The sequence below is a fragment of the Streptomyces sp. RLA131 genome, assembly GCF_056270125.1.
The window spans coordinates 2,245,015-2,259,915 of the sequence record NZ_JBWDOQ010000002.1; the positions used below are offsets into that span (position 1 = coordinate 2,245,015).

The 14,901-nt window shown below is 69.1% G+C and carries 14 protein-coding genes; 3 read left to right on the forward strand and 11 right to left on the reverse strand.

The window, feature by feature from the left end; all coding sequences use genetic code 11:
- Positions 1 to 140 precede the first annotated feature (140 nt).
- The 5 genes from trpD to ctaE all read right to left on the reverse strand — a co-directional run bounded on the left by trpD (position 141) and on the right by ctaE (position 5,474).
- Positions 141 to 1,163 (reverse strand): anthranilate phosphoribosyltransferase, encoded by a 1,023-nt coding sequence (gene trpD, locus RWE79_RS11190; protein WP_475939892.1) that lies wholly within the window; start codon positions 1,161 to 1,163, stop codon positions 141 to 143.
- 117 nt (positions 1,164 to 1,280) lie between these two features.
- Positions 1,281 to 2,924 carry a cytochrome bc1 complex cytochrome b subunit gene (gene qcrB / locus RWE79_RS11195; protein ID WP_475939893.1) on the reverse strand — a complete coding sequence of 548 codons (1,644 nt, stop codon included), beginning with the start codon at positions 2,922 to 2,924 and terminating at the stop codon, positions 1,281 to 1,283.
- Positions 2,924 to 3,955, reverse strand: coding sequence for a cytochrome bc1 complex Rieske iron-sulfur subunit (gene qcrA, locus RWE79_RS11200; RefSeq protein WP_475939894.1), 1,032 nt, complete (start codon positions 3,953 to 3,955; stop codon positions 2,924 to 2,926). Before qcrA ends, qcrB begins: the two co-directional genes overlap by 1 nt.
- Positions 3,956 to 3,963: 8 nt before the next feature.
- Positions 3,964 to 4,773 carry a cytochrome bc1 complex diheme cytochrome c subunit gene (gene qcrC / locus RWE79_RS11205; protein WP_475939895.1) on the reverse strand — a complete coding sequence of 270 codons (810 nt, stop codon included), beginning with the start codon at positions 4,771 to 4,773 and terminating at the stop codon, positions 3,964 to 3,966.
- 80 nt (positions 4,774 to 4,853) lie between these two features.
- On the reverse strand, positions 4,854 to 5,474 hold the full coding sequence (ctaE, locus tag RWE79_RS11210) for an aa3-type cytochrome oxidase subunit III (protein ID WP_475939896.1): 621 nt from the start codon (positions 5,472 to 5,474) through the stop codon (positions 4,854 to 4,856).
- A gap of 158 nt (positions 5,475 to 5,632) precedes the next feature.
- On the opposite strand from ctaE, the gene RWE79_RS11215 reads away from it, so the two are divergent.
- Positions 5,633 to 6,034, forward strand: coding sequence for a hypothetical protein (locus RWE79_RS11215; RefSeq protein ID WP_475939897.1), 402 nt, complete (start codon positions 5,633 to 5,635; stop codon positions 6,032 to 6,034).
- Positions 6,035 to 6,085: 51 nt separating this feature from the next.
- On the opposite strand, the gene RWE79_RS11220 is transcribed toward RWE79_RS11215, so the two are convergent.
- The 4 genes from RWE79_RS11220 to ctaC all read right to left on the reverse strand — a co-directional run bounded on the left by RWE79_RS11220 (position 6,086) and on the right by ctaC (position 10,563).
- Positions 6,086 to 7,345: a L,D-transpeptidase gene (locus tag RWE79_RS11220; protein ID WP_475939898.1), complete on the reverse strand. Its 1,260-nt coding sequence runs from the start codon at positions 7,343 to 7,345 to the stop codon at positions 6,086 to 6,088.
- Positions 7,346 to 7,466: 121 nt separating this feature from the next.
- The gene (locus RWE79_RS11225; RefSeq protein WP_475939899.1) at positions 7,467 to 7,865 is read right to left on the reverse strand and encodes a cytochrome c oxidase subunit 4; all 399 of its coding nucleotides are present in this window, start codon (positions 7,863 to 7,865) and stop codon (positions 7,467 to 7,469) included.
- A complete protein-coding gene (gene ctaD / locus RWE79_RS11230) occupies positions 7,862 to 9,613 on the reverse strand; it encodes an aa3-type cytochrome oxidase subunit I (RefSeq protein WP_475939900.1) in 1,752 nt (583 codons plus the stop codon). The genes RWE79_RS11225 and ctaD overlap by 4 nt, the downstream gene beginning before the upstream one ends.
- Complete coding sequence (gene ctaC / locus RWE79_RS11235) at positions 9,610 to 10,563, reverse strand: aa3-type cytochrome oxidase subunit II (RefSeq protein WP_475939901.1); 954 nt, start codon at positions 10,561 to 10,563, stop codon at positions 9,610 to 9,612. Before ctaC ends, ctaD begins: the two co-directional genes overlap by 4 nt.
- 236 nt (positions 10,564 to 10,799) lie before the next feature.
- Here ctaC and RWE79_RS11240 point away from each other — a divergent pair, with 236 nt between their 5' ends.
- Positions 10,800 to 12,143 (forward strand): aminotransferase class V-fold PLP-dependent enzyme, encoded by a 1,344-nt coding sequence (locus RWE79_RS11240; protein WP_475939902.1) that lies wholly within the window; start codon positions 10,800 to 10,802, stop codon positions 12,141 to 12,143.
- A gap of 58 nt (positions 12,144 to 12,201) precedes the next feature.
- Here the strand turns inward: RWE79_RS11240 and RWE79_RS11245 are convergent, their stop codons facing one another.
- Positions 12,202 to 13,071, reverse strand: coding sequence for a GNAT family N-acetyltransferase (locus tag RWE79_RS11245; RefSeq protein ID WP_475939903.1), 870 nt, complete (start codon positions 13,069 to 13,071; stop codon positions 12,202 to 12,204).
- Positions 13,072 to 13,082: 11 nt separating this feature from the next.
- Positions 13,083 to 14,288 carry a quinolinate synthase NadA gene (gene nadA / locus RWE79_RS11250; RefSeq protein WP_475939904.1) on the reverse strand — a complete coding sequence of 402 codons (1,206 nt, stop codon included), beginning with the start codon at positions 14,286 to 14,288 and terminating at the stop codon, positions 13,083 to 13,085.
- Between the two features lie 259 nt (positions 14,289 to 14,547).
- Between nadA and RWE79_RS11255 the strand changes: the two genes are divergently transcribed.
- Positions 14,548 to 14,898 (forward strand): HesB/IscA family protein, encoded by a 351-nt coding sequence (locus tag RWE79_RS11255; protein WP_475939905.1) that lies wholly within the window; start codon positions 14,548 to 14,550, stop codon positions 14,896 to 14,898.
- The last annotated feature ends 3 nt before the right edge of the window (positions 14,899 to 14,901 follow it).

Consider the following 14,901-nt stretch of genomic DNA (forward strand, 5'->3'; position numbering starts at 1 on the left):
CCGGCCGCGGAATCGCCCGGCCGGCGAACGGGGACAAGCGCGGCCACGGCACCGGCCGCGCCTTGGTACTGCCTGCGCCTTGGTACTGCCTGCGCCCTGGTACCGGCTGCGCCCTGGTACCGGCCGCCCCCTGGTACCGGCTACGCCTTGGTCGCCGCCGCCCAGCGCTCCAGCGTGCCCGCGGCCGAGCCGGAGTCGATCGACTCGGCGGCGCGGGTCATCGCGCGGCCGATCTGCTCGGTCAGCGTGCCCTCGCCCGGCTCGAACGCGACCAGCGCCGCAGCCGAGTTGAGCAGCACCGCGTCCCGTACCGGCCCCGGCTCACCGGCGAGGACCCGGCGGGCCACCTCCGCGTTGTACGAGGCGTCGGCGCCGCGCAGCGCCTCGACCGGCACCAGCTCGATGCCCACGTCACGTGGGTCGAAGGGCACCTGCGTGACGGCGCCGTCCCGCACCGTCCACACCTGGGAGGTGGCGGTCGTGGTCAGCTCGTCCAGCCCGTCGTCGCCGCGGAAGACCAGCGCCGAGGAACCCCGCTTGGCCAGTACGCCGGCCATGAGCCCGGCCATCCGGGTGTCGAAGCAGCCGATCGCGGAGGCCGTCACCCGGGCCGGGTTGGTGAGCGGGCCGAGGATGTTGAACGAGGTCGGCACGCCCAGGTCCCGCCGGACCTTGCCCACGAACCGCATGGCGGGGTGGAACTTGGCCGCGAAGCAGAAGGTGATGCCGGTCTCCTCGACGATCTCGGCGACCCGCTGCGGTGACAGCTCCAGGTTGATCCCCAGCCGCTCCAGTACGTCGGAGGATCCGCTCGCCGAGGACGCCGCCCGGTTGCCGTGCTTGACCACCCGGACCCCGGCGCCCGCGATGACGATCGCCGACATCGTGGAGATGTTGACCGTCTTGGCGCGGTCGCCGCCGGTGCCGACGATGTCGACGGCCGGTCCGGGGATCAGCAGCGGCTCGGCGTGCGCGTACATCGCCTCGACGAGGCCGAGCACCTCCTCGACCGTCTCGCCCTTGGCGCGCAGCGCCACCATGAAGCCGGCGATCTGCGCGTCGCTCGCCTCACCGTTCATGATCCGGTTCATCGCCCACGCGGTGTCGGCGGCGGTCAGGTCCTGCCCGGACAACAACGCGCTCAACAGGTCGGGCCAGCTCATGAACCGCTCCTCGCTCCCAGTGACGGACGTCTGCGAAGCCTATCGGCGCCGGGGCACGGCAAAGGGCCCCGTCCAACCCACGGACGAGGCCCTTCCCGGTGGCACAGCGCTACGGAGTCAGTGGTGGCCGTCGCCGCTCATGATCTCCTTGTACTCCTCGCCGGTCGGCTTCGGGATCTGCGTGTCCCTGCCGTACAGGCTGTGGGACAGCTTCGACCGGAGCTTCGCGATCCGTCCGGCCTTGCGCTCGACACCGTTCTCGTCGACCTCGGGCCCGATCTCCAGCGGCCGCGGCTGGTCGTGCTGCGTGAGCGTGTACAGCGCGCCCTGCGGCAGGGGCTCGTGGATCTCGATGAACTCACCGTGCGGCAGCCGCTTGATGATGCCGGTCTCGCGGCCGTGCAGCACCTTGTCGTGGTCCCGTCGCTGCAGGCCCAGCGCGATCCGCTTGGTGGCGATGAAGACCAGCACCGGCAGCACGAACACACCGATCCGGACGATCCACGTGATCGTGTTGATCGACAGGTGGAAGCGGGTGGCGAACAGGTCGTTGCCACCGCCGACCATCAGGATGATGTAGACGCTTATCCACGCGGCACCGATGCCGGTACGGACCGGCTTGTTGCGCGGGCGGTCCAGCAGGTGGTGCTCCCGCTTGTCGCCGGTGGCCCAGGACTCGATGAACGGCCAGGCGCCCAGGAAGGCCAGCACCACCGGGAAGACGATCAGCGGGATGAAGACACCCAACTGGAGCGTGTGGCCCCAGGCGTTGATCTCCCAGCTCGGCATGACACGGATCAGGCCCTCGGCGAAGCCCATGTACCAGTCGGGCTGCGCGTCGGTCGACACCTGGTCGGGACGGTACGGCCCGTAGGACCAGACCGGGTTGATCGACACCAGGGCCGCCATGGCCGTGATGACGCCGAAGACCAGGAAGAAGAAGCCGCCGGCCTTCGCCATGTACACCGGCAGCAGCGGCATGCCGACCACGTTGTTGTTGGTGCGGCCGGGCCCGGGGAACTGGGTGTGCTTGTGGTAGAAGACCAGGATCAGGTGGGCCACCAGCAGGCCCAGCATGATGCCCGGGATCAGCAGCACGTGGATCGTGTAGAACCGCGGGATGACGTCGTGGCCGGGGAACTCGCCGCCGAAGAGGAAGAACGAGATGTACGTGCCCACGATCGGCGCGGACAGCACCGCGCCCTCCATGAAGCGGATACCGGTACCCGACAGCAGGTCGTCGGGGAGCGAGTAGCCCAGGAAGCCGTCGAAGAAGCCCAGGAACAGCAGCAGGAAGCCGAAGAGCCAGTTGATCTCGCGCGGCTTGCGGAAGGCGCCGGTGAAGAAGACGCGCATCATGTGCACGAACATGCCGGAGACGAAGACCAGCGCGGCCCAGTGGTGGACCTGACGCATCAGCAGGCCGCCGCGCACGTCGAAGCTGATGTGCAGCGTCGAGGCGTAGGCGTCGGACATCCGGATGCCCTGCAGCGGCGCGTACACGCCGTCGTAGGTCACCTCGGACATGCTCGGGTGGAAGAACAGCGTCAGATAGACACCCGTGAGGATGACGATGATGAAGCTGTAGAGGCAGATCTCACCGAGCATGAAGGACCAGTGGTCCGGGAAGATCTTGCGCATGTTGGCCTTGGCCAGGCTGTAGATGCCCAGCCGGCCGTCGGCCCAGTCGGCGACCCGCTCGCCCGCGGGCGCCTTGCCGCGCGGCTGCGAGCTGTCGTTCGGAGAGGTCACAGTAGCCATCAGCCACGCTCCCAGAAGCTCGGGCCCACGGGCTCCGCGAAGTCGCCGAGCGCTTCGAGGTACCCCTCGTCGTTCACGCTGATCCGCAGCTGCGGCAGGGCGTGGCCGGCCGGGCCGAAGATCACCCGTGCGCCGTCGGCCAGGTCGAAGGTCGACTGGTGGCACGGGCACAGCACGTGGTGCGTCTGCTGCTCGTACAGGCTGATCGGGCAGCCGACGTGGGTGCAGATCTTGGAGTACGCCAGGATCCCCTGGTGCGCCCACTCGCGGGACTGCTTGTCCTTGATGTTGTCCGGAGCGATCCGGACGATCATCAGGGCCGCCTTCGCGATCTGCTCCTGGAAGTCCTCCTGGTCCTCCTCCAGGCCCTCGGGCACGGCGAAGGTGAGAGAACCGACGGCCACGTCCTCGGGACGCAGCGGCTCGTTGGTGTTCTGGTTGATCAGCAGCTTGCCCTTGGTCCACAGGGTGTGCCGGAGCTTGTCCTCCGGCAGCGGGCCCAGGTCACGGAGCAGGACGACACCGGAGAGCGGCACCAGGGCCAGCGCTCCGAACATCGTGTTGCGGATCAGCTTGCGACGGCCGAGCTGGCTCTCCTTGGCGCCCTGCGCGAAGTCGGCGAGCACCTTGGCCCTGACCTCGGGCTCGGCCGAGATCGCGTGGCGGTCGTCGGCGACCTCGACATCGGACATCAGGGTGCGGGCCCAGTGGACCGCGCCCGCGCCGATGGCGAAGAGGGCGATGCCGAGGGTCATACCGAGCGCGAAGTTCAGCGCGCTGATGTGACCGATCGGCCAGATGAATACGATCTTGTCGACCGGGATGGCCACGAAGCTGGCGATGAAGGCGACGGTGGCGAGCATGGACACGGTGAACAGCAGCGCCACCGTGCGCTCGGAAGACTTGGCGGCCTTCTCGTCGATGTCCTGACGCCGTGGCTCGTGGGGCGGCAGGCCGGGGTCGGCGAAGGGGTTCTCCGCGACCTCGCCCGCGTGAGCCTCGCGCTCACTTGGCAGCGTTTCTTCTGACATGTCCTGACTCACGACTTCTTGGCCTTGGAGGTGTGGGCGGCGACCCAGATGGCAACGACGATCAGGGATCCGAGGCCGAAGATCCAGCCGAACAGACCCTCGGTGACCGGACCGAGGCTACCCAGCGAGAAACCGCCGGGGCTGGGGCTGTCATCGCTGTTCACCTCGTTCAGGTAAGCGATGATGTCCTTCTTGTTCTGTGTCGTCAGGGTGCTGTCCGGGAAGGACGGCATGTTCTGCGGGCCGGTGAGCATGGCCTCGTAGATGTGCTTGTTGGAGACACCCTCAAGGCTGGGGGCGTACTTGCCGTTCGTCAGCGCGCCACCCTTGCCCTGGTAGTTGTGGCACTGCGCGCAGTTGCTCCGGAACAGCTGGCCGCCGTTGGCGACACTCGCGTCCGTCGTGCTGGTCTGCTCCTTGCTCGGCGTGGACGGTCCGGGGCCGAGCGAGGCGATGTACGCGGCGAGCTGGTCGATCTCGGCCTGCGTGTACACCACCTTCTTCGCGGGGATCTGGGCGCCCGGCTGCTGAGCCGGCATACGACCGGTACCCACCTGGAAGTCCACGGCCGCGGAGCCGACGCCGACCAGGGTCGGGCCGTCGTTCTTGCTGCCCTGCCCCGACGTACCGTGGCAGCTGGAGCAGCCTACGGCGTACAGCTTCTTGCCCTCTTCGATGGCAAGTGACTGCTGCGTGTCATCGGCTACGGCCTTCTGCGGAGCGAGCGCGGCGTACAGCCCCCCGGTGGCCGCGAGCGCGAGAAGTAGGACGACAAGCGCCGCCAGCGGGTGGCGCCGTCGTGCGGAGAGCTTTTTCACGGATTACCCCGGTGTCAGGATCTCTTGCGTCGATGGTTCTGGAAGTGTGATCGGGAGCGCGCCCGGTCCGGGCGGCCCGATTACTTGATCATGTAGATCGTGGCGAAGAGGCCGATCCAGACGACATCGACGAAGTGCCAGTAGTAGGACACGACGATGGCCGCAGTGGCCTGCTCATGGGTGAACCTCTTGGCCGCGTAGGTCCTGCCCAGGACCAGCAGGAAGGCGATCAGACCACCCGTCACATGCAGACCGTGGAAGCCGGTCGTCAGATAGAACACCGAACCGTACGGGTCGGAGGAGAGCGAGAGGCCGTCCTCCTTCACGAGGTTGGTGTACTCGTAGATCTGACCGCCGACGAAGACCGCTCCCATGATGAACGTCAGGCTGAACCAGGCGCGCAGCTTCTTCACGTCGCCGCGCTCAGCGGCGAACACGCCCATCTGGCATGTGAAGGAGGAGAGCACCAGGATCACGGTGTTCGTGAAGGAGAACGGAACGTTCAACGCCGAGGCGTGTTCCTTCCAGAACTCGGCACCCGTGACCGAGCGGAGGGTGAAGTACATCGCGAAGAGGGCCGCGAAGAACATCAGCTCGGAACTCAGCCAGATGACAGTTCCGACGCTGGTGAGGTTCGGCCGGTTGACCGACGGGTGCGCGTGCCCGGTATCTACTGCAGTTGCTGTCGCCACGACCGACATTATGTCGGTCGCTTATCCCGCCCTCACTCCGGGGGGTGCCATTCGGAGTGTCAAGGACCCGGATGGTCCCCCTAACGAGCGACCTCTCCTCCAAGCGGGCAGTTCAGGAGTAAGGTTCGGCAGCAGTCAGGCGACTCCGCGAAGACGAGGAGGCACGGATGCAGGCGACCGCCACGGTGCTGGTCTACAGCGACGACGCGAACACCCGGGAGCAGGTCCGGATGGCCGTCGGAAGGCGTCCCGCGTCCGACGTGCCGCCGGTGGAGTTCATCGAGTGCGCGACACTCCCGGCCGTCATCAGCACGCTGGAGCGCGGCGGCGTCGACGTGTGCGTCCTGGACGGCGAGTCGGTGCCCGCCGGCGGGATGGGCGTGTGCCGTCAGATCAAGGACGAGATCTTCAACTGCCCGCCCGTACTGGTGCTGATCGGCCGCCCCCAGGACTCCTGGCTCGCCACCTGGAGCCGCGCCGACGCCGCCGTCTCCCACCCCGTCGACCCCGTCGACCTGGCCGCCGCCCTCGCCGACCTGCTGCGGCACCGCCTCTCCCTCGACGCGTAACGGCTGCGCCGGGCGTGCGGGGACGGGCCACGGCCCGACCCCGCACGCCCGTCAGGCCTCCGGCTGGAGACGGGCGGTAGCGGCCATGGCGTCCTGGAGCGACGCCGGGGCGTCGACCGCGGGTGCGCGGACGCCGGCGGCGCTGCCGCGCTGCCAGGCCGTCCAGGACAGGTTCCAGTCGCCGAAGCCGTTGTCGAAGGGCGTCATCATGGGGCCCCGGCTGTGGACGACGCGGACCACGTCTCCGCGGCGGACCTGGTCGAAGAACCACTTGGCGTTGGCCATGCTCATTCCGGTGCAGCCGTGGCTGACGTTGGCGCGGCCCTGGGATCGCACGGACCAGGGGGCGGCGTGGACGTACTCGCCGCTCCAGGTGACCCGGGTGGCCCAGCGGACGGGCAGATCGTAGGCCTCCCTGCTGCCCTGGGCGATGCCGACGGTGGTGCTGTCCATCCGGACGAGTGACTCCTGGCCCAGGACCACCTTGATGCCGTTGCGCGTGTCGAAGCCCGGCTTGCCGGTGGTGACGGGCAGGGTGCGGACGACCCTGCCGTCGCGCCGGAGGGTCATGTGGTGGGTGCGCGCGTCGGTGACCGCCACGACGCGGTCGCCGGTACGCAGCGTCAGCGGCTTGGCCGCGCCGCCGAAGAGGCGGTTCTTGATGTGGACGCCGTCCAGGGTGCTGACGACGTCGATACGGGCGTGGGCCGGCCAGTAGATCCGCGGTCGGTAGTGCAGGGTGCGGCTGTCCACCCAGTACCAGGCGCCCTCAGCGGCGACAGGAGCCGCGTTGACGTGCAGGTTGCGTTCTACGACGGCGCGGGCCGCCCGGCCCCTCACGGGGGCGCTCAGCGCGGCGGTGACGGGCTGGCCGACACCGTAGGTGCCCGTGTCGGGGCCGAAGGAGACCCGCAGCCGCTTGTCGGCGGCGGCGGTGTCGAAGCCGAGGACCTTGCGGCCGGGGCGGCCCTTGCTGTCCTCGGTGCTCACCCGCACCGTGTAATGGGCGCCTGCGGCGAGCGGGGAGGTGCTGCGCCACCTGGTGCCGTCGGCGGAGAGTCCGCCCCGCACGTAGCGGCCTGCGGCGTCCGTGGCCGTCACATCGGTGAGCCGGTGGCCATCACCCTTGACGGTGACTTCGAGCGGCTTCTTCGGATCGGTCCTCTTCGAGCCGATGCCCGCGTACGAGACCTGGCTGGTCGCGTCGTAGGGCGCCGAGGCGAGGGGGTCGCCGCCTCCTCCGCCGCAAGCGGCGAGGGGAGCTATGAGGAGGGCACCGATCGCTGTCCGGCAAAGAGTTGAGTGACGCATGCTCTCACGCTAGGAAACCGCCGGTCCGCGCGCCCGCCGAGCGCGTGCGAACGGGCGACGACGCACGGGGGCCCGGGCACCTCGCGGTACCCGGGCCCCCGTGTCCGTGGGCGTCAGCCGCTCACTGGGTGCGGTTCTCACCGCGGTAGTACTCGAAGACCCAGCCGAAGAGTCCGACCATGATGATCGGCGCCGAGAAGTAGGCCAGCCACCAGCCGAAGATGATCGCGAGGAAGAAGATCGCGCCACCGAAGGCCAGGGAGAGCGGCTGCCAGCTGTGCGGGGAGAAGAAGCCCAGCTCACCGGCGTCGTCGGCGACGTCGGCGTCCTCACGGTCCTGCGCGCCGGTGTCCGCGCGGCGGGCGGTGAAGGCCAGGTAGAACCCGATCATCACACTGAGGCCGAAGGACATGAACAGCGCGGTGGTGCCGACGGCCTCCTTCGACCAGACGCCGTAGACGATGGCCATCGCCAGGATGAAGACCGACAGCCACAGGAACATCTTGCCCTGGAACTTCACTTGCCGGCCTCCTTCTCATCGGTGCCCGCGAGAGCCTTCTCGCCGTCGCCGACGTTCTCCAGCTGGTCCAGGGCCGCGATCTCCGGGTGGTGCAGGTCGAACGCCGGGGATTCGGACCGGATACGGGGCAGGGTGAGGAAGTTGTGCCGCGGCGGCGGGCAGGAGGTCGCCCATTCGAGCGAACGGCCGTAGCCCCACGGGTCGTCGACCTCGACCTTCTTGCCGTACTTGGCCGTCTTCCAGACGTTGTAGATGAACGGCAGTATCGACAGACCGAGCAGGAAGGAGCTGATGGTGGAGATGGTGTTCAGCGTGGTGAACCCGTCCGCCGCCAGGTAGTCCGCGTAGCGGCGCGGCATGCCCTCGACGCCCAGCCAGTGCTGGATGAGGAAGGTGCCGTGGAAGCCGATGAACAGCGTCCAGAAGGTGATCTTGCCGAGCCGCTCGTCCAGCATCTTGCCGGTCCACTTGGGCCACCAGAAGTGGAAGCCGGAGAACATCGCGAAGACGACGGTGCCGAACACCACGTAGTGGAAGTGGGCCACGACGAAGTACGAGTCCGAGACGTGGAAGTCCAGCGGCGGGGCCGCCAGGATCACACCGGTCAGACCGCCGAAGGTGAAGGTGATCAGGAAGCCGATCGCCCACAGCATCGGTGTCTCGAAACTCAGACTGCCCTTCCACATGGTGCCGATCCAGTTGAAGAACTTCACACCGGTCGGTACCGCGATCAGGAAGGTCATGAAGGAGAAGAACGGCAGCAGCACACCGCCGGTGACGTACATGTGGTGCGCCCACACCGTCACGGACAGACCCGCGATGGAGATCGTCGCCGCGATCAGCGAGACATAGCCGAACATCGGCTTGCGGCTGAAGACCGGGATGACCTCACTGATGATGCCGAAGAACGGCAGCGCGATGATGTACACCTCTGGATGCCCGAAGAACCAGAACAGGTGTTGCCATAGCAACGCCCCGCCGTTGGCGGCGTCGAAGACATGCGCTCCGAACTTGCGATCCGCCTCCAGCGCGAGCAGCGCGGCGGCCAGCACCGGGAAGGCGAAGAGCACCAGGACACCGGTGAGCAGGACGTTCCAGCAGAAGATCGGCATCCGGAACATCGTCATGCCGGGGGCGCGCATGCAGATGATGGTGGTGATGAAGTTGACCGAACCGAGGATCGTGCCGAAGCCGGAGAAGGCCAGGCCCATGATCCACATGTCGCCGCCGATACCCGGCGAGCGGACGGCGTCGGTCAGCGGGGAGTACGCGAACCAGCCGAAGTCGGCCGCGCCCTGCGGGGTGAGGAAGCCACCCACGGCGATCAGCGAGCCGAACAGGTAGAGCCAGTAGGCGAACATGTTCAGCCGCGGGAAGGCGACGTCGGGGGCGCCGATCTGGAGCGGCATGATCCAGTTCGCGAAGCCCGCGAAGAGCGGGGTCGCGAACATCAGGAGCATCACGGTGCCGTGCATCGTGAAGGCCTGGTTGAACTGCTCGTTCGACATGATCTGCGTGCCCGGCCGCGCCAGCTCGGCGCGCATCAGCAGCGCCATGATGCCGCCGAGGATGAAGAACACGAAGGACGTGCCGAGGTAGAGCGTGCCGATCGTCTTGTGGTCGGTGGTGGTCAGCCACTTGACGACGACGGCACCGGGCTGCTTGCGCCGTACGGGGAGCTCGTCCTCGTACACGTCTTCGGCTGCTGCCTCGGCAGCGCCACCCTGGGGTTCGTTGAGAATGCTCACTGGGTCTTGGTCTCCGCATTCTTGGCGTTGCCCGTGGTGGCAATGCCTGCCGGGACGTAACCGGTCTGGCCCTTCTTCGCCAGGTCCGCCAGGTGCTCCTGGTACTTCTCCGGGGAGACGACCTTGACGTTGAACAGCATCCGGGAGTGATCCGTGCCGCAGAGCTCGGCGCACTTGCCCATGTAGGTGCCCTCCTTGTTGGGGGTCACCTGGAAGACGTTGGTGTGGCCGGGGATGACGTCCATCTTCATCAGGAAGCTGACCACCCAGAAGGAGTGGATGACGTCGCGCGAGGTGAGGACGAACCGCACGCTCTCGCCCTTGGCAAGCCACAGCGTCGGGCCGGGGTTGCCGGTCTGCGGGTTCTTGGTGGCCGGCGTGCCGAAGTCGTAGACGCCGTTGGCGTCGGCCGGCGCGTCCAGCTTCTTCGCCGAGATCGAGGAGAGTTGGCTCATGTCGACCGGCGACTTGTTGGCGTCCACGTGCTCGACGTAGTTGAACGCCCAGCTCCACTGGAAGCCCACCACGTTGATCACATGGTCCGGAGTCTTTGAGGTCTCCAGGATCTTGGACTCATCGCGGGCGGTGAAGTAGAAGAGCACCGAGATGATGACCAGCGGGACCGTGGTGAACAGGGCCTCGATCGGCATGTTGTAGCGGATCTGAGGCGGAACCTCGATCTTCGTCCGGCTGCGCCGGTGGAAGACCAGGCTCCAGATGATCAGGCCCCAGACCAGGCAGCCGACCGCGAGTGCGGCCGCCCATGAGCCCTGCCAGAGCGAGAGGATTCGCGGTGCCTGCTCCGTGGCGGGGCTGGGCATACCGAGGCGGGGAAAGTCCTCGTATGTGCAGCCGGTGGCGGTAGCAAGGACCAGGCCCGCGGCCAGCGCCTGCGGCAGCTTCCGCCGCATCGGGCGCCGCGACGAGCGGTCGGAGCCGTTGGGACTCACGTAGCGCCTTCCCGAGAGTCTCGCCCGCGCGTCGTCCGGTGTCCCGGCCTGTGCTGGTCGGTCCGCCCGGGCGCGGGCAGTGGTGTGGATGTTTATGCGGACCAAACCCTACTGGACGCAATTTGGGGCCGCGCGGGGAGGGGGTCCAACGCGCCGGGGCTGCCCCCGAAGGGATGGAACGGCCCCGGAGGAGGGCCCGTCTGACGCATCGCCGGGCCCGGAGTTACGGTGCTGTCGTGCCCTACTTCGATGCTGCCTCCGCCGCTCCGCCGCACCCTGTCGCCCGGCAGGCGCTGCTGGCCGCACTCGACGACGGCTGGGCGGATCCCGGCCGTCTGTACCGCGAGGGACGCCGCGCCCGGCTGCTGCTGGACGCCGCCCGCGAGGCCGCCGCGGAGGCTGTCGGCTGTCGCCCGGACGAGCTGTTTTTCACTCCTTCGGGTACCGCGGCGGTGCGTTCGGGGGTGGCCGGCGCGCTGGCCGGGCGGCGCCGGACGGGACGTCACGCGGTCGTGTCGGCGGTCGAGCACTCCTCCGTACTGCACGCGGTCGACGGATTCGACGTGACGGAGGTGGCCGTCGGCCGTACCGGGCTGGTGGACGCGGACACCTTCGGCGCGGCCCTGCGGACGGACACCGCCCTGGCCTGCCTGCAGTCCGCCAACCACGAGGTGGGCACCGTCCAGCCGGTCGGCGCGGTGGCCGAGCGGTGCCGGGCGGCCGGTGTCCCGCTGCTCGTGGACGCCGCCCAGTCGCTGGCCTGGGGGCCGGTCCCGGACGGGTGGTCACTGCTGGCCGCCAGCGCCCACAAGTGGGGCGGGCCGCCGGGCGTCGGTCTGCTGGCGGTCCGTAAGGGAACCCGCTTCGTCCCCCAGGGCACGGTCGACGACAACCTGCCCGCCGTCGTCGCGGCGGCGGCGTCGCTGCGGGCGGCCCGGGCCGAGGCGGCGGCCGAGGCGGCCCGGCTCTCCGCACTGGTCGAGCGGATCCGGGCCCGGGTGCCGGCCGTGGTGCCCGATGTGGAGGTCGTCGGCCATCCGCGGCTGCGGCTGCCGCACATCGTCACGTTCTCCTGCCTCTACGTGGACGGCGAGGCACTGCTGCACGAGCTGGACCGGGCGGGTTTCGCCGTGTCGTCCGGCTCCTCGTGCACGTCGAGCACGCTGGTGCCGAGCCATGTGCTGCGGGCGATGGGGGTGCTGTCGGAGGGCAACGTCCGGGTCTCCCTGCCGCGCGGAACGGAGGAGGCCGACGTCGACCGCTTCCTGGCGGAGCTGCCCGGCGTGGTCGCCGCCGTCCGCGAGCAGCTGGGAACGGCGGCGCCGGCCACCGAGCGCACCGGCTCCCCGGAGGGGCCCGCGCTGGTCGTCGACTCCCTGGGTAAGCGGTGCCCGATCCCCGTCATCGAACTGGCCAAGGTGATCGGGGACGTCCCGGTGGGCGCCGTGGTGTCGGTGCTCTCCGACGACGAGGCCGCCCGCCTCGACATCCCGGCCTGGTGCGGCATGCGCGAGCAGGAGTACCTCGGCGAGCACGACGCGCCGCGCGGCGCCGCGTACTGGGTGCGCCGGCTCGTCTGACCGGGAAGCGCCATGCCGTGCCGCGCCGCGCCGTGCCGCAACGTGCCGGTGTGCCGGTCTAGAGGAACGCCCCCGACGGCACATAGGGGGCGGGCGGGCGCATGCCGCGCAGGCACAGGTATCCGGCGTTGGCGATGTCCAGGCCCGCGGTGATACCGACGTCCAGGGCCCATTGCTGGTCGGCGGTGAGGCAGTTGACCTCGACCGGCGTGCCGTCGGGCAGGCCGAGGAGGGCGGCGGTGAGCAACCGGGTGGCCAGCCGGCGGGAAGTGGCGGCGAGGAGCTCGACGCGGCCGCTGGGCCGGACGTAGCAGTAGCCGCTGCCGGCGAGGTCGTCGACGACGAAGAGGGCACAGTCGCGCAGGAGTTGGTCGTGGTCGGAGCCATGGGCGCCGCCCCGGGTGCGGCGGCCGACGGAGTCCATGAGGTCGCGGTGCTTGGCGGAGCCCTCGTGCACGGCGCCGTCCGGCGCGGGGAGGCGGGACTTGTCGACGGCCCCGGTGAGCCGCATGGCGGGGTGGAGGGCGAAGCCGGCCTGGCGGTAGGTGGCGGCGGCACGCGGGTCGGACGATCCGCAGATGATCCCCCGCAGGCAGCCCCGGCCGTAGACCATGGCGGCGGCCAGCAGTTCACGGCCGACGCCGCGCCCCTGCGCCTCGGGCAGTACGACGAAGGTGGACAGCCCCCAGGTGCCCTCGCGCCGGAGCGAGAGCGCGGCGCCCACCGGCATGCCCGAGGTCTCGTCGACCGCGAGCCAGCACCCGCCGGGGTCGGTGCGGGCCAGATGCCGGTTGCGCTCGCGGTGGCGCCCGGCCCGCCGGGGGTCGTCCGGTACGGGGAACACCCGCGAGGCGCCGAACGCGGCGGCGGAGACCACCCGCACCGCTTCGGCGTCCTCGTCGTCATCACGCAGGGGACGCAGAATCACGCGGCCCATCATCACGGAAGAGCGAGCATCCGCTCCAGGGCGAGCCTGGCGAAGTGTTCGGTCTCCTTGTCGACCTGGATGCGGTTGACGAGCTTGCCGTCGGCGAGCGACTCCAGCGTCCAGACCAGGTGCGGGAGGTCGATGCGGTTCATGGTCGAGCAGAAGCAGACGGTCTTGTCCAGGAAGACGATCTGCTTGTCGGGGTGGGCCTTGGCCAGGCGCCGTACGAGGTTGAGCTCGGTGCCGATGGCCCACGCGGAGCCGGCCGGGGCGGCGTCCAGGGCCTTGATGATGTACTCCGTCGAGCCGACCTGGTCGGCGGCGGCCACGACCTCGTGCTTGCACTCGGGGTGCACGAGCACGTTGACGCCGGGGATCCGGGCCCGTACGTCCTCGACCGACTCCAGCGAGAAGCGGCCGTGCACCGAGCAGTGGCCGCGCCACAGGATCATCTTCGCGGCGCGCAGCTGCTCCGGCGTCACCCCGCCGCCGGGCTTGTGCGGGTTGTAGACGACGCAGTCGTCGAGCGAGAAGCCCATGTCGCGCACGGCGGTGTTGCGGCCGAGGTGCTGGTCGGGGAGGAAGAGGACCTTGCCGTCAGCGGCCTGACCGGGCCGGCCGGGCTCGCGCTGGCCGAAGGCCCACTCCAGGGCGCGCTTGGCATTCGACGAGGTGCAGATCGTGCCGCCGTGCCGGCCGGTGAAGGCCTTGATGTCGGCGGAGGAGTTCATGTAGGCGACGGGGACGGTGACGTCCGCGATCCCGGCGTCCGTCAGGACGTCCCAGCACTCGGCGACCTGCTCGGCGGTGGCCATGTCGGCCATCGAGCAGCCGGCGGCGAGGTCGGGGAGGATGACCGCCTGCGCCTCGGAGGTGAGGATGTCGGCGGACTCCGCCATGAAGTGCACGCCGCAGAAGACGATGTACTCGGCCTCGGGGCGGGCGGCGGCGTCACGGGCGAGCTTGAAGGAGTCGCCGGTCACGTCGGCGAACTCGATGACCTCGTCGCGCTGGTAGTGGTGGCCGAGGATGAAGACCTTCTCCCCGAGCCTGGCCTTGGCGGCACGAGCGCGCTCGACCAGATCCGGGTCGGACGCGGCGGGCAGGTCGCCCGGGCAGTCCACGCCGCGCTCGCTGCGCGGGTCGGCCTCGCGGCCCAGCAGGAGCAGCGCGAGCGGGGTCGGCTGGACGTCCAGGGGTTCGGTGATGCTGGTCACGGGCCGGAGCCCTTTCTCTGCGGCTCAACCTTTATCGTCTACTTGACGCTATCTATGATAACCCGTTCGCGTCAGAATGACGACGGCCCTCGCGTCAATGTGACGCGTCCCCCACCCGCGACCCGAGGAGGGCATGCCCGTAACGAGCCGGGTGTGCGAGCATGGATCGGAGAACGACGAACCGGTGCCCGGAATGAATCCGGGGCGCGAACGGTTGAGTGCCGGTAGCAGCAGTCCGTACAACCCGGGAGACAAGAAGATGACGGTTCAGGACGAGACCAGCACGGACGGGATCCTTCTGTCCGACGCGGCGGCCGGCAAGGTCAAGGCCCTGCTGGACCAGGAAGGCCGCGAGGACCTCGCGCTGCGTGTCGCCGTCCAGCCCGGCGGCTGCTCCGGCCTGCGCTACCAGCTCTTCTTCGACGAGCGCTCGCTCGACGGCGACGTCGTGAAGGACTTCGACGGCGTGAAGGTCGTCACCGACCGGATGAGCGCCCCCTACCTCGGCGGTGCCTCCATCGACTTCGTGGACACCATCGAGAAGCAGGGCTTCACCATCGACAATCCGAACGCGACGGGCTCGTGCGCCTGCGGTGACTCGTTCCACTGAGGC